The sequence below is a fragment of the Streptomyces sp. NRRL F-5727 genome, assembly GCF_000719555.1.
Lineage (GTDB): Bacteria > Actinomycetota > Actinomycetes > Streptomycetales > Streptomycetaceae > Streptomyces.
Genome location: NZ_JOGX01000081.1, coordinates 1 through 18269, shown reverse-complemented (window position 1 = coordinate 18269; position 18269 = coordinate 1). Strand labels below are relative to the sequence as shown.

Below are 18269 nucleotides of genomic sequence, written 5' to 3'. Positions count from 1 at the left end.
GTCAGCCGCGGCCGATGTAGGGCATCGCCGTGGCCATCACCGTGGCGAACTGCACGTTCGCCTCCAGCGGCAGGGCCGCCATGTGGACGACGGTCGCCGCCACGTCCGCCGCGTCCATCACCGGCTCGGCGGCCAGCTCGCCGTTGGCCTGGAGGATGCCGGTCCGCATGCGGGCCGTCATCTCGGTGGCCGCGTTGCCGATGTCGATCTGGCCGCAGGCGATCCGGTACGGGCGGCCCTCCAGCGACAGGGACCTGGTCAGGCCCGTCATGGCGTGCTTGGTCGCGGTGTACGCGATCGCGTGCGGGCGCGGCACGTGCGCGGAGATCGAGCCGTTGTTGATGATCCGGCCGCCCTGCGGGGACTGCTCCTTCATCGCCCGGAAGGCCGCCTGGGCGCAGAGGAAGGCGCCCGTCAGGTTGACGTCGACGACCGCGCGCCAGGTGTCGTAGGCCAGGTCCTCGACCGGGGTGCCGCCGCCGGCGAACGTCCCCGCGTTGTTGAAGAGCAGGTCGACGCGGCCGAAGCGGTCCCGTACCGCGTCGAAGAGGGCCGCCACCTCCTCCGGTGACGTCACGTCCGTCGGGACGCACAGGGTGCGGGCGTCCGCCGGCCCCTCCGCCGTCTCCTCCAGGGGCCCGAGCCTGCGGCCCGCGAGCGCCACCGACCAGCCCGCCGCCGCGAGCGCCCGCGCCACTTCCCGGCCGATGCCCGAACCCGCTCCCGTCACCACCGCGACGCCCATGCCGAACCGCCTTTCCAGCCTCGTGTCGCTCCCGGCCGCGCAGCGTACGCCAGACGCGTGCCCCATGAACTCATCCGTCCGACACGTGGATGACCTGTCCCCGACAATGCGATGTCGCTCCGCGCCCCTCGAATACCGACGGACACCAACCGTCAGGGGAGGGGCACATGACACCCGCACCGAGCAGCACACCGGCCCACAGCGAGGAACTCCGCGCCGCCGCACGCCACTTCGGCCGCCGCCGGTTCCTCACCGCGGCCGGCGCCGCCGCCGCGCTCGCCTTCGCCACCCAGCTGCCCGCCGCCGGCACGGCCGCCGCCGCGGAGCTGGACGCGCGCCGCATCACCGAGGAGCCGTTCACCCTCGGCGTCGCCTCCGGCGACCCGCTGCCCGGCTCGGTCCTGCTGTGGACCCGGCTCGCGCCCCGCCCCTTCGAGCCCGGCGGCGGCCTCCCGGCCGAGAGGGTCTCCGTCCACTGGGAGCTCGCCCACGACGAGCGCTTCACCCGCACCGTGCGGCGCGGCCGCGCCACCGCGCACCCGGAGTTCTCCCACACCGTGCACGTCGAGGTCGAGCACCTGGAGCCGGGGCGCGCGTTCTTCTACCGCTTCCGCGCGGGGGACTGGGTCAGCCCGGTCGGACGGACCCGCACCGCGCCCGCGCCCTGGGCCCGGCCGGCCGGACTGCGGCTCGGCGCCGTCTCCTGCCAGGCGTACCACGACGGGTACTTCACGGCCTACCGGCACCTCGCCGACGAGGACCTCGACGTCGTCTTCCACCTCGGCGACTACCTCTACGAGTACGCCGTCAACGCCAGCGGCGGCGCCCGCGCCTACACCGACCGCACCCTCCCGGCCGTCTTCAACCGCGAGACGGTCACCCTGGAGGACTACCGGCTGCGGTACGGCCTCTACAAGTCGGACCCCGACCTGCGGGCCGCGCACGCCGCGCACCCCTTCGTCGTCACCTGGGACGACCACGAGACCGAGAACAACTACGCGGGCGGCATCCCCGAGAACTCCGTCCCGCCGGAGGAGTTCCTGCTCCGCCGGGCCGCCGCCTACCGCGCGTACTGGGAGCACCAGCCGCTGCGCCGCCCCCAGCTCCCCGAGGGCCCGGACATGCGGCTGTACCGGCGGCTGAGCTTCGGCCGGCTCGCCCAGTTCGACATCCTCGACACCCGGCAGTACCGCTCCGACCAGGCGTACGGCGACGGCTGGCAGGTCCCGGGCCCGCTCTCCGAGGACCCGGCCCGCACCATGACCGGCGCCGCCCAGGAGCGGTGGCTCCTCGACGGCTGGCGCGCCTCGGACGCCCGCTGGAACGTGCTGCCCCAGCAGGTCGTCTTCGCCGAGCGCCGGGACCGCCCCACCGCCGACTTCAAGCTCTCCATGGACTCCTGGGACGGCTACCCGGCCGCCCGCGCGCGGATCCTCGCGGGCGCCGAGTCCGCCGGGGTGGAGAACCTGATGGTGCTGACGGGCGACGTCCACGTCTCGTACGGCCTCGACATCAAGGCCGACTTCCGCGACCCGGGCTCCCGGACGCTGGGGACCGAGATCGTCGCCACCTCGATCGCCAGCGGCAAGGACGGCGCCGACCGCCCGTCGAACTACGACCGGCTGACCCAGGCCAACCCGCACCTGAGGTTCTTCCACGGCCGGCGCGGCTACGTCACCGTGACCCTCGGGGAGGAGAGCGCCCGCGCCGACTTCCGCACGGTCCCGTACGTGACGACGCCGGGCGCCCCGGTCACCACCGCCGCCTCCCTCGTGACGGAGGCCGGCCGGCCGGGGCTCACACCCGCGTGAGCTCGGCCTCCTGCGGATAGCGGACGCCGACGCGCTCGCGTACCGCGTCGAGCGTCCGCATCACGGCGAGGGTGCCGTCCAGCGGCACCAGCGGCGACTCCGTCTCCCCGGCCCGCAGGCACCGCATCACCTCGGCGGCCTCGTGCCGCAGCGAGTGGGGGTCGTGGGAGTTGGTGAACTCCTCCGGCTCCGCCCCGTCCCGCAGCAGTGTGAACCGCTCGGGGAAGAAGAAGCCGCGCGGCACGTCGATCCGGCCCTTCGTGCCCGTCACCGAGGCGGTCAGCGGGGTGTCCGCCTCCAGCGAGCAGGACAGCAGCGCCGAGGCGCCCGAGTCCGACCAGCCCAGCAGCATGCCGGTGTTCAGGTCGACGCCCTCCGGGGAGATCCGTGCGTGCGCCTGCACCGAGTCCGGCTCGCCGAGCAGCAGCTGGGCGAACGACACCGGGTAGACGCCCAGGTCGAGCAGGGCGCCGCCGCCGACGGCGGGGTCCCGCAGCCGGTGGTCCGGGCCGAACGGCCCGGCCAGTCCGAAGTCGGCCTGGACGGTCCGCACCTCTCCGATCGCGCCGTCCCGGACCAGCTCCGCGAGCCGCCGGACCAGCGGGTTGCAGTACATCCACATGGCCTCCATGAGGAAGAGGCCGCGGCCGCGGGCGAGCGCGACCAGCTCCTCGGCCTCCCGCGCGTTCAGCGTGAACGCCTTCTCGCAGAGGACCGCCTTGCCCGCCTCCAGGGCGCGGCCGGCCGCCTCCCGGTGGGCGTGGTGCGGGGTCGCCACGTAGACCACGTCCACCTCGGGGTCGGCGAAGAGGCCGTCCCAGCCGCCGTACGCGCGCTCGATCCCGAACCGGTCCGCGAAGGCCCGCGCCGACGCCTCCGTCCGGGACGCCACCGCCACCACCTCCGCGCCGTCCAGCTCCGCGAGATCCGTCGCGAAGCGCTCGGCTATCCCGCCCGTCGCGAGCACGCCCCACCGCACCATGTCGGCCATGTCGTTCACGTCCGTCCACCCCAAGGGTCTCGATCCGCCCCGCCGAGCTGAGAGCATAGGCAAGGATTCAACGAAATGGAGCAGTCGATGCCGGAGAGCGGCCAGAAATCCACACAAGGACACATAACCGGAACCCCGGTGGTCGTTCCCGCCGCCGCCCGGCGGGCCGGACTGCTCGTCACCCTCGTGCTCGGCGGGCTCACCGCCCTCCCGCCGCTGTCCATGGACATGTACCTGCCGGCCCTGCCGGAGGTCACCCGCTCGCTGACCGCCCCCGCCGCCACCGTCCAGCTCACCCTCACCGCCTGCCTCGCCGGCATGGCGCTCGGCCAGCTCGTCGTCGGCCCCATGAGCGACAAGTGGGGGCGCCGCCGGCCCCTCCTCGCCGGCATGGTCGTCTACGTCCTCGCCACCGCCGTCTGCGCCTTCGCGCCCAGCGCCGAACTCCTCATCGCCTTCCGGCTCCTCCAGGGGCTCGCCGGGGCCGCCGGCATCGTCATCGCCCGGGCCGTCGTCCGCGACCTCTACGACGGCGTCGAGATGGCCCGCTTCTTCTCCACCCTGATGCTGATCTCCGGCGTCGCGCCGATCGTCGCGCCGCTCATCGGCGGGCAGATCCTGCGGCTCACCGACTGGCGGGGCGTCTTCCACGTCCTCGCCGTCATCGGCGTCCTGCTCACCCTCGTCGTCTGGCGCTTCCTGCACGAGACGCTGCCTCCGGAGCGACGCCAGGAGGGCGGCGTCGGCCAGGCCCTGCGCACCATGCGCGGACTGCTCGCCGACCGCGTCTTCACCGGCTACATGCTGGCGGGCGGGCTCGCCTTCGCCGCGCTCTTCGCCTACATCTCGGCGTCGCCGTTCGTCGTCCAGGAGATCTACGGGGCCTCCCCGCAGACCTTCAGCCTCCTCTTCGGACTCAACTCCATCGGCCTCGTGGCCGTCGGCCAGATCAACGGCAAGCTGCTCGTCGGCCGGGTCAGCCTCGACAAGGCGCTCGGCTGGGGCCTGTCCGTCGTCCTGCTCGCCTCGGCGGCGCTGCTCCTGATGACGACGGGCGTCTTCGGCGAGGTCGGCCTGGTGCCGGTCGCGGCCGGGCTCTTCGTCCTCATGTCCGCGATGGGACTGGCGCTGCCGAACACGAACGCGCAAGCGCTGATGCGGACGCCGCACGCGGCGGGCTCGGCGTCGGCGCTGCTCGGGACGTCCTCCTTCCTGATCGGCGCGATCGCGTCGCCGCTCGTCGGCATCGCGGGCGAGCACACGGCGGTCCCGATGGCGGTCGTCCAGCTCGCGTGCGCGACCGCCGCGCTGGCGAGCTTCCTCCTCCTCTGCCGCCCCTGGCGCCCGACCCCCTGACACCCGACCCCGCGCCGGGCCACGACGGAACGGCGGGTGAGGAGGGGCGCCTAGACTGGGGACGGTGAATGATTCCGCCGTCTCCGTCGATGTTCTGCGCGCCGCCCTCGCCAGGGTCCTCGACGGCCTGCCCCCCTCGCACGCCGCGAAGGCCGTCGAGCGGCTGATCGCGCACTACCGCGGCGCGACCCCGACCGACGCGCCCGTCCTCCGGGACCGGTCCGACGTCGTCGCGTACGCCGCCTACCGGATGCCCGCCACCGTCGAGGCCGCCCGCGCCGCCCTGGACGCGCTGCGGGCCGCCGCGCCGGAGTGGGTGCCCGGCAGCCACACGGACGTCGGCGGCGGGACCGGCGCCGCGAGCTGGGCCGTCGCCGAGGCGTGGGACGGCGCCCCGCCGCGTACCACCGTCCTCGACTGGGCCGAGCCCGCGCTCGCCCTCGGCCGCGAACTGGCCGCCGGCGTCCTGGACGCCGACTGGCGGCGCGAGCGGATCGGCACCGCGCTGCGGCTCGCCGACACCGACCTGGTCACCGTCTCGTACGTGCTCAAGGAGCTCACCGAGGCCGACCGGACCGCGCTGGTGACCGAGGCGGCCCGGGCCGCCCGCGGCGCCGTCGTGATCGTCGAGCCCGGCACCCCGGACGGCTACGAGCGGATCATCGCCGCCCGGTCCGTCCTCGTCGACGCCGGCTTCACCGTCGCCGCGCCCTGCCCGCACAGCGGCGCCTGCCCGATCGAACCGGGCACCGACTGGTGCCACTTCTCGGCCCGGGTCAGCCGTTCCTCGCTGCACCGCCGGGTGAAGGGCGGCTCGCTGCCGTACGAGGACGAGAAGTTCGCGTACGTGGCCGCCACCAGGTTCCCCGTGACGCCCGCGCCCGCCCGCGTCACCCGCAGGCCGCAGATCCGCAAGGGCCTCGTCCTCCTCGACCTCTGCGCCCCGGAGGGACTGGGCCGCGAGACCGTCACCAAGCGCCACGGACCCCTCTACAAGCAGGCCCGTGACGCCGAGTGGGGCGACTCCTGGCCGCCCGCCGAGGACGACTAGGGCCGCAGCTCCTGGGTGCAGCACTTCACGCTGCCGCCGCCCTTGAGGAGTTCGCCGAGGTCCATGCCGATCGGCTCGAAGCCGCGGGCGCGGAGCGGGGCGAAGAGGCCGGTGGCCGTCTGGGGGAGCAGCACGTGCCGGCCGTCGCTGACCGCGTTGAGCCCGAGTGCCGCCGCGTCCTCTGCGGTGGCCTTCAGGGCGTCGGGGAAGAGCCGGTCGAGGACGGCGCGGCTGCCGGGGGAGAAGGCGTCCGGGAAGTACATGACCTCGTCGGCCGCCTCGTCGAGGACGCAGAGCGCCGTGTCCAGGTGGTAGTAGCGCGGGTCCACCAGCTCCAGGCCGATCACCGGCCGTCCGAAGAACTCCTGCGCCTCGCCGTGCGAGAGCGGGCTGGAGCGGAAACCGGTGCCGGCCAGGATCCAGGAGTCGGTGACGGCGAAGTCGCCCTCGCCCTCGTTGACGTGCTGCGGGACCCGCAGGTCCTCCTCGGCCCAGCCGTTGCGGCGGAACCAGTCGAGGTGCGCGTCGGCCTCGGCGGTCCGCTCGGGGTAGGCGAAGCGGGCGCCGAGGACCCGTCCGCCGACGACCGTCGCGCCGTTCGCGGCGAAGACCATGTCGGGCAGGGCCGGGTCGGGGGTGAGGAGCTCGACGGTGTGCCCGAGGGCCCGGTACCGGTCGGCCAGGTCCTCCCACTGGGCGACGGCGAGCGGCAGGTCGACGGGTTTCGTCGGGTCCATCCACGGGTTGATGGAGTACGTCACCGTGAAGTGCGCGGGTGGGCACATCAGGTAGCGGCGGGGCGAGGACTCGCGCGGAGTGGAGCGCAATCGGGCCTCCTCACGGACGGGCGGCCCGCGGGGCGGGCCGTGGATCGGTGGAGCCATGGTCCGCTCTCAGGCGCCCCCGCACAGTGGACCGTTCGGGTGGTTCGCGCTCCGCACACCCGCTCGACCCCGTCCGGCCACCCCGTCGCCACCCGTCCCCTGCCCGGAGCGGAGTGGCGAGACGCGGCGTCTCGCCCAGGTGGTAGGTTGGCGGCATGTCCGAACAGCACAGGGTTCCCGACGCCTCCCGGCGGAGCGAGCGGTCCCGGCGGGCCATCTTCGACGCCGCGCTCGGTCTCGTCTCCGAGGTGGGGTACGGGAAGACCACCGTCGAGGGGATCGCCGCGCGCGCCGGGGTCGGCAAGCAGACCATCTACCGGTGGTGGCCCTCGAAGGCGGCCGTCCTGCTCGACGCCTATCTCGACCTGGCCGGCCGCGCCGCCGAGGAGGCCGGGGCCGCGCCCGGCCAGGCGGGGCTGCCCGACAGCGGGGACCTGGGCGCCGACCTCAGGCTCGTCCTCCGCGCCACCGTGGACGAGCTGAACGACCCCCGCTACGACGCCCCCACCCGGGCGCTCGCCGCCGAGGGCTGCACCGACCCCGAGCTCGGCGCCCGCTTCACCGCCGCCCTCCTCGCACCGCAACTGGAGCTGTACGCCCGCCGGATCGAGGCCGCCCAGGCCGCCGGCCAGGCGGACCCGGACGTCGACGCCCGGCTCGCCACCGAGCTCCTGGTGGGGCCGCTCCACCACCGGTGGCTGCACCGCACCGGGCCGCTGACCCACGCCTACGCCGACGCCCTCGTCGACCTCGCCCTGCGCGGCCTCACGCCCCGGCCGTGACGAGCGTGAGCGTCGTCACCGGCCCGGGTTCCCCACTCCGGTCACCCGGGGAGCAGGATGGTGGGACGATGGGCAGAGCCACGACCGGGCGAGCATGAGCTGTGAGGGGATAGATGGGCGACGGCATCGGCCGCTACCGCGGCACGGAGGGCAAACTCGCACAGTGGCTGCGCCGGCGCCCGAAACGGTCCGCGGCCGACGACGGGAACACCCGCGAGTCGCTGCTCCTGGCCGTCGCCGCCGCCGGACTGCCCCTGGCCCCCGCCGCCTACCCCGTCGGCTACAGCTGTTCCTGTGAGCGGATCGGCTGTCCCACCCCGGCCCGGCACCCGGTCTCCTTCGCCTGGCAGACCCAGTCGACCACCGACCGCGCGCAGATCGAGCGCTGGGCGCGGAACGAGCCCCGGGCGAACTTCATCACCGCCACCGGCATGGTCCACGACGTCCTCGACGTGCCGCTGGCCGCCGGCCGGGCCGCCCTGGAGCGGCTGCTCGCCGACGGCGTCGAGGTCGGACCGGTCGCCGAGTCCCCGGACAGCACCGGCGACGGCGGCCGGATGCTCTTCTTCACCGCCACCCGCGGCACCCCCGAGGACGAGGACGAGTGGTGGCCCTGCGAGCTGGACTGCCATCCCGAGACCATGGACGAGCATCCCGGCCTGCGCTGGCACTGCCGCGGCAGCTACGTCCTGGTCCCGCCCGCCCGGCTGCCCGGTGACGAGGACGACCACCCGGTCGTCGGCTGGGTCCGCGGCCCCGAGCACGCCCTGCCCGACCCGCTGAACCTGCTGGAGACCCTCACCGACGCCTGCGCCCGGCACGCCGCCGAGCGGGAGGCCGGGGACGGGGACGAGGCCCACGAGATCGCCTGGCCCCTCACCCGCTGACCCCCCGCCCGGGAGCGGGAGCGGCTACGAGCCCTCGACGGCCACCACGCCCTGGAGCCGGCCCGCGAAGGTGACCGCGTCCCGCTCGGTGCCCGCCGGCTTCACCAGGACGGCCTGGCTGGACACCCACTCCTTGGTCACCGTGTTCCTGAGCTCGCCCTTCATCAGGGCCCGCAGCTCCGGGCCCAGCTTCGGCCGGTAGCCGGGCGAGGTCGTCTGCCGCTCGAAGTGGCGGCTGGCGAAGAAGACCAGCGCCCCGCCGTCCGCCGTCCCGAGCGCCAGCGGCGCGAAGTCGCCCGCGTCGGCGGCCCGGTCGATGAACTGGGTGGCCAGGCCGGGCCGCTGGGCGGTACGGGCCCGCTTCTCGCGCCACTCGGTGGTGTGCGCGCCGGCGGCGAACGGACTCGCCCCGCCGTCCTTCAGATACGCGGCGTACCGCTCGCTCAGCTCGCCGGGAGCGACCGCGAGCGCGTCCGAGCCGGCGGCGACCGGCACCAGGCCCCCGTCCGCCTCGGCGAACTCGGGCATCTCGTCGCGGCCGAGGATCACCAGATGGGCGGCCTTCCACCCCTGGTCGGGGCCGTTGCGGACGAAGGCGACCAGCCAGCGGTTGTCCGCCCCGGGGGTGCCGTCGTCCCGGTTGGCGTCGGTGTCCGCGACGAACCAGCGCGGCCAGCCCGCCTTCCTGGGGACCAGGAAGCGGGCGTCGCGCAGCTCCAGCGGCTCGTGGTCCGGATTGCCCTCCGGCTGGGTCACCGACTTCGACCTCAGCCCGGCCTGGTTGATCGCCCCGAGCGGGCCGGTCACCCGCTCGGCGTCGAGCTTCGGGTCGTTGGCCTTGTCGGCCCGGTTGAACGCGGTGACGAAGGAGGCCAGCGCCGCCGTCGCCTCCTCCGGGGTCGCGCCCGTCACGACGGCGGTCTCGCCGTGGACGGTCACGCAGCCGCTCGCCGTCAGCGCCACGACCGTCGCCGCGGCGACGGCCGCCAGGGTCCTCGCGGGACGCCGTCCCCGCCGTACCTCAGACCGCCGGGTCTGCCGTTCCGGCCTCAGCCTTCTCATCGGTCGCCTTCTGCTTCTCCACGCGCACGGACGGACCCGACCCTATCGGGGCGAGGAAGAGCGCGAGCGTCGGGACCAGATACAGCGCCCACACCGTGACCTGAAGGACCGTCGGGTCGGGCTGGAAGTTGAACACGCCCTTGAGGAGCGTGCCGTACCAGCTGTCCGGCGGGACCGTCGCCGAGACGTCGAACGCCTTGTCCGCGAGGCCGCCGAGGAAGCGCGCCTCCTGGAGGTCGTGCACGCCGTACGCGAGGACGCCCGCCGCCACCACGACCAGCATCCCGCCGGTCCAGGTGAAGAACCTCGCCAGGTCGATCCTCAGCGCGCCCCGGTAGAACAGCCAGCCGAGGAGCACCGCCGTCAGCAGGCCGAGCACCACGCCGATCAGCGGCGCGTGGCTGCCGTCGGAGGAGGCCCGCACCGACGCCCACACGAAGAGGGCGGTCTCCAGGCCCTCCCGGCCCACGGCCAGGAAGGCGGTGGCGACGAGCGCGCCGGTGCCCGTCGCCAGGGCCGCGTCGAGCTTGCCGTGCAGCTCCGCCCGCAGGTGCCGGGCGGTCTTCCTCATCCAGAAGACCATCCAGGTCACCAGCACCACGGCGAGGATGGACAGCGAGCCGCCGAGCAGCTCCTGCGCCTCGAAGGTCAGCTCCTGGGAGCCGAACTCCAGGCCGGCGCCGAAGGCGAGCGCGATGCCGACGGCCACGCCGAACCCGGCCCAGATCGGCTTCAGCGCGTCCCGCCGGCCGGTCTTCACCAGGTAGGCGATGAGGATGCAGACGACGAGGCTGGCCTCCAGCCCCTCGCGCAGGCCGATCAGATAGTTGCCGAACACGGCGTACACCTCCGGGGGGTTACGAGAAAAGGCCGCGGCCCCACCAGTCGTCCGCGTCGCGGACGCCGGGCGGGACGGCGAAGACCGCCGAGCCGACGTGCTGGATGTACTCGTTGAGGGCGTCCGACGCCGCGAGCGCGGTCTGCACCCGGACGAAGCCGGCCCGGACGTCCTTCTGGTACGCGAGGAAGAACAGGCCCGCGTCGAGCCGGCCCAGGCCGTCCGTGCCGTCGGTGAAGGAGTAGCCGCGGCGCAGCAGGGTCGCCCCGCCGTTGGTGTCCGGGTGGGCGAGCCGGACGTGCGAGTCCGGCTTCATCGCCTTCAGGAACGGCTCGTCGTGCTCCTTCGCCTTGCCGACGGGCGCGCCCTCCTTCTTGTCCCGGCCGAAGATGTCCTCCTGCTCGGCGAGCGGGGTGCGGTCCCAGGTCTCGACGTTCATCCGGATGCGGCGGGCGACCAGGTACGAGCCGCCGGCCATCCAGGCGGCGCCGCCGGTGGCGTCCTTCGCACCGACCCAGACGTGCCGGTCGAGGGCGGCGGCGTCGGTGCCGGCGATGTTCCGGGTGCCGTCCTTGAAGCCGAAGAGGTTGCGCGGGGTCTGCGCGTCCGGGGTGGTCGAGGAGGTCTTGCCGAAGCCCAGCTGGGACCAGCGGACCGCGACCGTGCCGAAGCCGATCCGGGCGAGGTTGCGGATGGCGTGCACGGCGACCTGCGGGTCGTCGGCGCACGCCTGGACGCACAGGTCGCCGCCGCTGCGGGCCGGGTCGAGGTTGTCGCCCGGGAACCTGGGCAGCTCCACCAGGTCCCCGGGACGCCTGTCCTTCAGCCCGAACCGCCCGTCGAAGAGGGAGGGGCCGAAGCCGACGGTGAGGGTGAGGCGGGACGGCTTCAGGCCGAGCGCCTCGCCGGTGTCGTCCGGCGGCGCCTCCGGCAGCCCGCCGTGGGCGCCCTCGCCGACCTCGCGGCCGGCGGTCATCCGCTCGGCGGCTCGGGTCCACTCCTTGAGGAGCCTCACCAGCTTCTCGCGGTCGTCGGTGGTGACGTCGAAGGCGGCGAAGTGCAGCCGGTCCTGGACGGGGGTGGCGATGCCGGCCTGGTGGGCGCCGTGGAAGGGGACGGCGGCGCCGCTGTCGGCGACCGGCGTCGTGGCGTCCCCGTCGCGGGTCAGCGCCACGGCGCCGCCGGCGACGGCGGCACCGAGGGCGAGGCCGCCGCCGGCGGCGAGGACGGTGCGGCGGGCGGGCGCCGGGCTCACTTGACGACCGCCGCGGCGAGCTTGGAGAGCGGCTCGGCCAGCGCGTTGACGCCGTCCGACAGCTCCTTGCGCTGGGCCTTGCCGACCTTGTCGTAGGAGGTGAAGTCGTACCCGGTCTTGTCGGCGCGGTACGTGTCGAGCAGCGTGTTCAGCGCGGCGAACTGCCGGTCGAGTTCGGCGACGAGCGCGGCGTCGTTCTTCGCGGCGACCGGCTTGAGCAGCTCGAAGGACTTCTGGGCGCCCTCGACGTTGGCCTTGAAGTCGACCAGGTCGGTGTGGGAGTAGCGCTCCTCCTCGCCGGTGACCTTGCCGGTGGCGACCTCGTCGAGGAGTTCCTTGGCGCCGTTGGCCATGGAGGTGGGGGTGATCTCGGCCTTGCCGACCCGCTTCACCCAGTCCGCGAGGTCCTTGTCGAGCAGGTCGGCGAGCTGCTTCTCACGGGCGGTGATCTTCTTGTCCTGCCAGAGCGCCTTCTCCAGGCGGTGCCAGCCGGTCCAGTCCTTCGCCGGGTCCTGGCCCTCCTCCAGGCCGTCCTCGCGGACGTCGACCTTCGGGTCGATGTCGCCGAAGGACTCGGCGACGGGCTCGGTGCGCTCCCAGCCGATGCGGGAGGGGGCGTACGCCTTCTTCGCGGCCTCCAGGTCGCCGGCGCGGACGGCGTCGGTGAAGACCTTCACCCTGGGCAGCGTCTCGTCGGCCTGGGCCTGGACGTACTGGCGGTAGGCGGCGACGGCGGCGTCCATCTCGGCGGAGCGCTTGGGGGCGGCGGCGCCGCCGGTGAGGGTGACGGTCTGGCGGATGCCGGCGCCGGTCATGCCGGGCTTGCAGACGACGGCGTACGAGCCGGCCTTGATCTCGGCGGTGAGCGCGGCCTTGGTGCCGGGGCCGATGTTCTCGCGCTCGGTGACGATCCGGTCGTCCGGGTAGAGGACGTAGACCTCGGTGACCTTGGAGCCGCGGTTCTCCACGTTCAGGGTGACGTGGCCGGCCGGGAACTCCTTCTTCGACACCTCGCAGGAGTCGTCCTTGGCGGTGACGGTGATGCCGTCGGCGTCCCCCTTGGCGTCGCTCTTCGCGGTGCAGCCGGTGACGGCGGCGACGACGGCGGCGCCCGCCAGGGCGGTGACGGCGGTGGTGCGGACGGCTCGCATGAGGGCTCCAGGACGGGGCGACGGGACGGGAACGGCCACTGAGGCGGACCTAACTTAACCGAGGCTTACCTCAGTCAAACCCCCACGTCCAGTGATGTGACTCTCACGTCCGGCGGATCGGACACGGGGTGGTAACAGGCGCGCCATGACCACCCCATCGCGGGGTCAAGCACCGGTCAAGCGGGGTGGTTCGGGGTGATTTCGCCCTGGGGTCCGTCCCGCCGGGGGACGACCTGCGGGACACCGGTCCGCGGGTGCGGGAAGACCTCCACCGGCTGCCGGTAGACCCGGCTCAGCAGCGCCTCGCCGAACACCTCGGCGGGCGGCCCGTCGGCGGCCACGCCGCCCCCGTGCACGATCCCCACCCGGTCCGCGTGCGCCGCCGCCAGCCCCAGGTCGTGCAGCACGACCACCACCGCGTCCCCGGCCGCCGCCCGCTCCCGGCAGACCCGCAGCACCAGTTCCTGGTGGCGCAGGTCGAGCGCGGCCGTCGGCTCGTCGAGCAGCAGCAGCCCGGCCCGCTGGGCCAGCACCCGGGCCAGCGCCACCCGGGCCCGCTCCCCGCCGGAGAGCGCGGAGAACGGACGGGCGGCGAACCCCGTGACCCCGGTCGCGGCCATCGCCTCCGCGACCGCCGCCGCGTCCTCCGCCTCCCGCCCGGTGCCCGCCCAGGGGGCCCGGCCCATCCGGACCACCTCCTCGACCGTGAAGGGGAAGGAGAGTTCGGCGGTCTGCGGCAGCACCGCCCGGCGCAGCGCCAGCTCCGGCGCGGTCCAGTCGCCGGCAGCCCGGCCCCCGATCCGTACCGACCCCGCCGCGGGCGCCAGGTCCCCGGCGAGCACGGACAACAGCGTCGACTTCCCGGCGCCGTTGGGCCCCACCAGGGCCAGCACCTCGCCGGCGCGCACCCCGATCCGGGCCCCGTCGAGGACGGTCCGCCGCCCCCGCGCCACCGTCACCCCGTCGGCCTCGGCGGCGAGCCCGCCGGGCTCCACGGCCGCCGGCAGCTCCCTCGTGCGCCTCCTGAACACGCCGATCACGCCCAACCCCCCTGCTTCCTGCGGGTCCTGCGCAGCAGCCAGAAGAAGAACGGGCTGCCGATGAGGGCGGTGAGGACGCCCAGGGGAAGTTCGGCGGGGGCCGCGAGGGTGCGGGCCGCCAGGTCGCCGGCGGTGAGCGCGACCGCCCCGCCGAGCGCGCTGCCGGGGATCAGGAAGCGGTGGCCGGGGCCGTTCGCCATCCGCAGCACATGCGGGACGACCAGGCCGACGAAGCTCACGATGCCGGAGACCGCGACCGCCGCCGCCGTGAGGAGCGCCACCACCAGGATCAGCGCGATCCGCAGCCGCTCCACCTCCACGCCCAGGTGCCGGGCGGGCCGCTCGCCGAGCGCGAGCAGGTCGAGCCGGCGGGCGTACAGCGGGGCGACGGCCAGGCCGAGCAGCGCGCACGGCAGCACCGCGAGCACCTTCGGCCAGGTGGCCTGGGCCAGCGAGCCCAGCTGCCAGAAGGTGATCTGGCTGATCTGGGCGTTGTCCGCGAAGAAGACGAACAGCCCGATGAGCGCGCCCGCGAAGGCGGTCACGGCGATGCCGGTGAGGATCAGGGTGACGACCTCGGTCCGGCCGCCCGAGCGGGACATCGCGTAGACGAGCACCACCGTGACGAGCCCGCCCGCGAAGGCGAAGACGCTCACGGTCCAGGTGCCGAGGAAGCCCGCGCCGAGCACGATCGCGCCGACCGCGCCGACGGCGGCGCCGGACGAGACGCCGATGACGCCGGGTTCGGCGAGCGGGTTGCCGAAGACGCCCTGCATCAGGGCGCCGGCGCAGCCGAGGGAGGCGCCGACGAGCACGGCGAGCACCACCCGGGGCAGCCGGATGTTCCACAGCACGCTCTCGGCGGTCCGGTCGAGGGCGTGCCCGCCGAGGCCGGTCCGGTGCAGGACCGAGGCGAGCACGTCGCCGAGCGGGATGCCGTACGCGCCGATGCCGGCGGACAGCAGGGCGAGCAGCAGCAGCGCGGCGAGCAGCCCGCCGGTGAGCAGCGCGGCCCTGCCCCGCCGGGGGCCGGCCGCCGGGGTCGTCGCGGCCGGGAGGACCGGCCGCTCCCGGAGGGCCGTCACGGGGTGTCCCGGTAGAGCTGGTCGACGAGCGAGGCGAGCACCTGGTCGGTGCGCGGGCCGTAGTTGAGGAGGACGCCGTCGTCGACGGAGACGACCCGGCGGTCGGCGCCGGCCGGGGTCTCGGCGACGCCGGGGATCCTCACCAGCCCGTCGACGCCGCCGACGGACTGGAGTCCCTTGGTCATGACGAGGATCGCGTCGGGCGCCGCCGCGGCGAGCGCCTCGCTGGTGACGGGGGTGAAGTCCTTCGTCAGCCCGGACTCCTTGCCCGCGTCGACGGCCCCGGCGGCCTCCAGGAGCGAACTCGCCCCGGAACCGGCGCCGCCGAGGAGGTAGACGGCGGCCGAGCCGCGCACGTAGAGGAAGGCGACGCGCGGCTTCTCGGCGCGGGCCGGGATCTTCTGCCGTACGGCGTCGAGCCGTTCGGCGGTCCGCTCGCGCAGCTCCGTGCCGGCGGCGGGCACGCCCAGCGCGGCGGCGACGTCGTCGATGCGGCTGCCGACGTCGTCGAGGTCCTCGGCGGCCGGGACGACGACGAGCGGGACGCCCGCGTCGCGGATCTGGGCGATCGCCTCGGCGGGGCCGGTGGTGGACTCGGCGAGGACGAGGGTCGGTCTGAGGGAGAGGACGCTCTCGGCGGAGACGTCGTGGGCGCGGGTCACCACCGGGAGCTCCGCGGCCTGTTCGAAGGTGGCGGTGACGTCCCGGGCCACCACCCGGTCGCCCAGGCCGAGGGTGAAGACGATCTCGCTGAGCGAGCCGCTGAGCGGCACGATCCGGTCGGCGGAGCCGACGGTCACCTTCCGCCCGTCGGCGGAGGCGACGGTGACGGGGAGTCGGGGGGAGGCGGGGGAGGGGAGCGGTTCGACCCGGTCGGGGGCGGCCGCCGCCATCGCGCCGGGGGCTGCCTTCGGAGCGTCACCGCCCCCGCATCCGGCCGCCGTGAGGGCGAGGGCGATCACTGCTGTCAGCGCTCCCGCGAGGCGAGTTCTGCGCACCGGACACCGTCCTGTCGTTCCGCGTCGGAGGTTCGTGGCCCGGCCTTCGGCCTTCGGTCTCGGGTGGGATGGGTTCCCGCCGGGCTGGATGTAGCTTAGGTTAGCCTTACCTTACTCGCTAGCCCCCGGAGGGGTGCTCCATGCTGCTGTCCAGACCCTGCCGCGCACTCGCCGTGACCCTGTTCGCGGCCCTGCTCGCCGCCCTCGTCCCGGCCGCCGCGGCCCACGCGGAGAGCAGCCCGGTGCGGGGCGGCCGGCTCGACTGGGGCATCAAGTCCTCCTTCCAGAGCTACGTCACCGGGCCCATCGCGCACGGCAGTTGGAGCCTCACCGGTGGCGCCGGCACGGTCGGCACCCAGTACCGCTTCCACTCCGCGCGGGGTGCGTACGACCCCGCCACCGGCGCCTTCGAAGCCGCGTTCGGCGGCGGCGTCCACTTCACCGGACACCGCAAGGCCGACGGCACGCACGAGCTCGACCTCACCATCGGCAGCCCCCGGGTGCGGATCCAGGGCGGCACCGGCACCCTCTACGCCGACATGGCGAGCAAGGCCAAGGGCGGCGGCGCCCTGACGGTCCGCTCCCAGGTCCCGCTCGCCACCCTGAACCTCGGCGGCCTCGACATGCGCGGCGGCACCAGCCCCGTCTCCCTCGCGAACGTCCCCGCCACGCTCACGGCCCAGGGCGCCGCCGCCTTCGCCGGCTACTACCCGGCCGGCACCGCGCTCGACCCGATCAGCCTCACCGTGGACGTCGAAGCCGCGCCGCCCGCGAAGTCGCCCACCGCGAAGTCGCCCTCCGCCCAGCCGAGTCCGACGCCGAAGCCCACGCGGGCGGTCTCCCCCTCGCTGCGGACCGCCGCCGTCGACTGGGGCGTCCGGCGCACCTTCCGCGAGTACGTCACCGGCTCCCTCGCGCAGGGTAGGTGGACGCTCTCCGACGGCGCCCAGGACGGCGGAGCGCTCTTCCGCTTCCCCTCCGGCAAGGGCACCTACGACCCCGCCACCGGCACCCTCGACGCCGCCTTCGCCGGCAGCGTCCGCTTCACCGGCACCCCGCTCGACCTCACCCTCGCCGGGGTCACCGTGAAGGTGACCGGCGGCACCGGCACCCTCGCCGCCGACGTCACCAGCTCCGGCAGAACCGAGCGGGACGTGCCCCTCGTCACCTTCGCCGCCCGCGGCCTCGTCCCGGAGAAGGGCCTCGCCGTCGTCACCGAGGCGCCCGCCACCCTCACCGAGGGAGGAGCCCGCGCCTTCGGCGGGATGTACAAGGCGGGCACCGTGATGGACCCGGTCTCCCTCGCCGTCTCCGTCGACCCGGCCGCCGCGCTCCCGGCCCTGCCCGACCTCGGCAGCGACCCGACCGCTCCGGCCTCCCCGTCCCCGTCCGCCTCGGGCGCCCCGTCCGCCGTGCCGGTGACCGCCTCGTCCGCCGCGGACTCCGGCACCCCCCTCGGCGTCTACGCCGGGATCGGCGCGGGCGTCCTGGCCGCCGCCGCCGTCGCGTACGCCCTCCTCCGCCGGCGCCGCACCGCCGGCCCCACCGACTGACCTCACCCCCCTCCACCCCACACCCCCGCTGTCCCCGCCGAGGAGAACCCCGACATGGCCACCCGTATGCGCCGCCCCGTCACTCTGGCCGCCGCCGTCACCACGGCCGCCGCCCTGGGCGCCGGCGCCCTGACCCTCGCTCTTCCCGCGGCCGCCGACACCCCGGCCCCGCCGACGTCCCTGGTGGACGGCACCCTGGACTGGGGCATCAAGCAGTCCTTCCGCTCCTACCTCGCCCAGCCCTTCGCCAAGGGGAGGACCACGACGGAGGGCGGCGCGACCCAGGCGGCCGGCAACGGCGTCTTCACCTTCGTCGACGGCACCGGCACCTACGACACGACGAGCCACGCCACCGCCACCGCCTTCAAGGGCGGCGTCCACTTCGAGGCCCACGAGGGCGCCCTCGACATCCGGATCTCCGACGTGCGGCTCCGGACCGCCGGCTCCGCCGCGCCGACCGGCGAGATCACCGCTGACGTCGTCACCAAGGAGAAGGACGGCACCTTCACCACCCGCGACGACGTCTCCTTCGCCGCACTCGACATGACCGGCGTCCGCCCCGGCCGGGGCGCCGGCGGCGCGATGGTCTTCAAGGACATCCCGGCGAAGCTCACCGAGGACGGCGCCGCCGCCTTCGCCGGCTTCTACAAGGCGGGCGACGCTCTCGACGCCGCCACCCTCACCGTGAAGGCCGGCGCCCGCCCGACCACCCCGCCCACCACGCCGCCGCCGCCCACCACCACCACGCCCACCACCACCACGCCCCCCACGACCCCGCCG

At 74.6% G+C, this 18269-nt stretch carries 17 protein-coding genes; 7 read left to right on the top strand and 10 right to left on the bottom strand.

Annotation, left to right across the window (positions count from 1 at the left end; genetic code table 11):
- Position 1: 1 nt before the first annotated feature.
- Positions 2-745 (bottom strand): SDR family oxidoreductase, encoded by a 744-nt coding sequence (locus IF73_RS0133475; protein WP_031014432.1) that lies wholly within the window; start codon positions 743-745, stop codon positions 2-4.
- 167 nt (positions 746-912) lie between these two features.
- On the opposite strand from IF73_RS0133475, the gene IF73_RS0133470 reads away from it, so the two are divergent.
- A complete protein-coding gene (locus IF73_RS0133470) occupies positions 913-2556 on the top strand; it encodes an alkaline phosphatase D family protein (protein WP_031014430.1) in 1644 nt (547 codons plus the stop codon).
- On the opposite strand, the gene IF73_RS0133465 is transcribed toward IF73_RS0133470, so the two are convergent.
- Positions 2543-3547, bottom strand: a complete 1005-nt coding sequence (locus IF73_RS0133465) for a Gfo/Idh/MocA family protein (protein WP_037881308.1) — start codon at positions 3545-3547, stop codon at positions 2543-2545. The two genes, IF73_RS0133470 and IF73_RS0133465, sit on opposite strands and share 14 nt — an antisense overlap.
- 87 nt (positions 3548-3634) lie before the next feature.
- On the opposite strand from IF73_RS0133465, the gene IF73_RS0133460 reads away from it, so the two are divergent.
- Positions 3635-4903, top strand: a complete 1269-nt coding sequence (locus IF73_RS0133460; RefSeq protein WP_031014425.1) for a Bcr/CflA family multidrug efflux MFS transporter — start codon at positions 3635-3637, stop codon at positions 4901-4903.
- 64 nt (positions 4904-4967) lie between these two features.
- Complete coding sequence (locus IF73_RS0133455; protein ID WP_031014423.1) at positions 4968-5954, top strand: small ribosomal subunit Rsm22 family protein; 987 nt, start codon at positions 4968-4970, stop codon at positions 5952-5954.
- Here IF73_RS0133455 and ddaH read toward each other — a convergent pair.
- Complete coding sequence (ddaH, locus tag IF73_RS0133450) at positions 5951-6781, bottom strand: dimethylargininase (RefSeq protein WP_402311747.1); 831 nt, start codon at positions 6779-6781, stop codon at positions 5951-5953. The two genes, IF73_RS0133455 and ddaH, sit on opposite strands and share 4 nt — an antisense overlap.
- 212 nt (positions 6782-6993) lie before the next feature.
- On the opposite strand from ddaH, the gene IF73_RS0133445 reads away from it, so the two are divergent.
- Together IF73_RS0133445 and IF73_RS0133440 are read left to right on the top strand one after the other, a co-directional pair.
- On the top strand, positions 6994-7620 hold the full coding sequence (locus IF73_RS0133445) for a TetR/AcrR family transcriptional regulator (protein WP_031014418.1): 627 nt from the start codon (positions 6994-6996) through the stop codon (positions 7618-7620).
- 113 nt (positions 7621-7733) lie between these two features.
- Positions 7734-8507, top strand: coding sequence for a bifunctional DNA primase/polymerase (locus tag IF73_RS0133440; protein WP_031014416.1), 774 nt, complete (start codon positions 7734-7736; stop codon positions 8505-8507).
- 24 nt (positions 8508-8531) lie between these two features.
- Here the strand turns inward: IF73_RS0133440 and IF73_RS0133435 are convergent, their stop codons facing one another.
- The 7 genes from IF73_RS0133435 to IF73_RS0133405 form a co-directional block, all read right to left on the bottom strand.
- Positions 8532-9497 (bottom strand): hypothetical protein, encoded by a 966-nt coding sequence (locus tag IF73_RS0133435; protein ID WP_031014412.1) that lies wholly within the window; start codon positions 9495-9497, stop codon positions 8532-8534.
- Between the two features lie 31 nt (positions 9498-9528).
- Complete coding sequence (gene efeU / locus IF73_RS0133430) at positions 9529-10407, bottom strand: iron uptake transporter permease EfeU (protein ID WP_031014411.1); 879 nt, start codon at positions 10405-10407, stop codon at positions 9529-9531.
- 19 nt (positions 10408-10426) lie between these two features.
- Positions 10427-11662 carry an iron uptake transporter deferrochelatase/peroxidase subunit gene (gene efeB, locus IF73_RS0133425; protein WP_031014408.1) on the bottom strand — a complete coding sequence of 412 codons (1236 nt, stop codon included), beginning with the start codon at positions 11660-11662 and terminating at the stop codon, positions 10427-10429.
- Complete coding sequence (gene efeO, locus IF73_RS0133420) at positions 11659-12813, bottom strand: iron uptake system protein EfeO (protein WP_031014405.1); 1155 nt, start codon at positions 12811-12813, stop codon at positions 11659-11661. Before efeO ends, efeB begins: the two co-directional genes overlap by 4 nt.
- Before the next feature lie 176 nt (positions 12814-12989).
- Positions 12990-13853 (bottom strand): heme ABC transporter ATP-binding protein, encoded by an 864-nt coding sequence (locus tag IF73_RS0133415; protein WP_031014402.1) that lies wholly within the window; start codon positions 13851-13853, stop codon positions 12990-12992.
- A complete protein-coding gene (locus tag IF73_RS0133410; protein ID WP_031014400.1) occupies positions 13850-14938 on the bottom strand; it encodes a FecCD family ABC transporter permease in 1089 nt (362 codons plus the stop codon). The genes IF73_RS0133415 and IF73_RS0133410 overlap by 4 nt, the downstream gene beginning before the upstream one ends.
- Positions 14935-15936, bottom strand: a complete 1002-nt coding sequence (locus IF73_RS0133405) for a heme/hemin ABC transporter substrate-binding protein (protein ID WP_051717566.1) — start codon at positions 15934-15936, stop codon at positions 14935-14937. The genes IF73_RS0133410 and IF73_RS0133405 overlap by 4 nt, the downstream gene beginning before the upstream one ends.
- Before the next feature lie 140 nt (positions 15937-16076).
- On the opposite strand from IF73_RS0133405, the gene IF73_RS0133400 reads away from it, so the two are divergent.
- Entirely contained in the window at positions 16077-17489 is a 1413-nt protein-coding gene (locus IF73_RS0133400) for an HtaA domain-containing protein (protein ID WP_031014396.1), read from the top strand.
- A gap of 54 nt (positions 17490-17543) precedes the next feature.
- Positions 17544-18269: HtaA domain-containing protein (locus IF73_RS0133395; protein ID WP_031014393.1), on the top strand; the 726-nt coding region annotated here is incomplete at its 3' end.

Bases quoted from the DNA above. Each gene is read 5' to 3' on its own strand.
- IF73_RS0133475 (WP_031014432.1), bottom strand. From the start codon at position 745: ATGGGCGTCGCGGTGGTGACGGGAGCGGGTTCGGGCATCGGCCGGGAA.
- IF73_RS0133470 (WP_031014430.1), top strand. From the start codon at position 913: ATGACACCCGCACCGAGCAGCACACCGGCCCACAGCGAGGAACTCCGC.
- IF73_RS0133465 (WP_037881308.1), bottom strand. From the start codon at position 3,547: ATGGCCGACATGGTGCGGTGGGGCGTGCTCGCGACGGGCGGGATAGCC.
- IF73_RS0133460 (WP_031014425.1), top strand. From the start codon at position 3,635: ATGCCGGAGAGCGGCCAGAAATCCACACAAGGACACATAACCGGAACC.
- IF73_RS0133445 (WP_031014418.1), top strand. From the start codon at position 6,994: ATGTCCGAACAGCACAGGGTTCCCGACGCCTCCCGGCGGAGCGAGCGG.
- IF73_RS0133440 (WP_031014416.1), top strand. From the start codon at position 7,734: ATGGGCGACGGCATCGGCCGCTACCGCGGCACGGAGGGCAAACTCGCA.
- efeO (WP_031014405.1), bottom strand. From the start codon at position 12,813: ATGCGAGCCGTCCGCACCACCGCCGTCACCGCCCTGGCGGGCGCCGCC.
- IF73_RS0133400 (WP_031014396.1), top strand. From the start codon at position 16,077: ATGCTGCTGTCCAGACCCTGCCGCGCACTCGCCGTGACCCTGTTCGCG.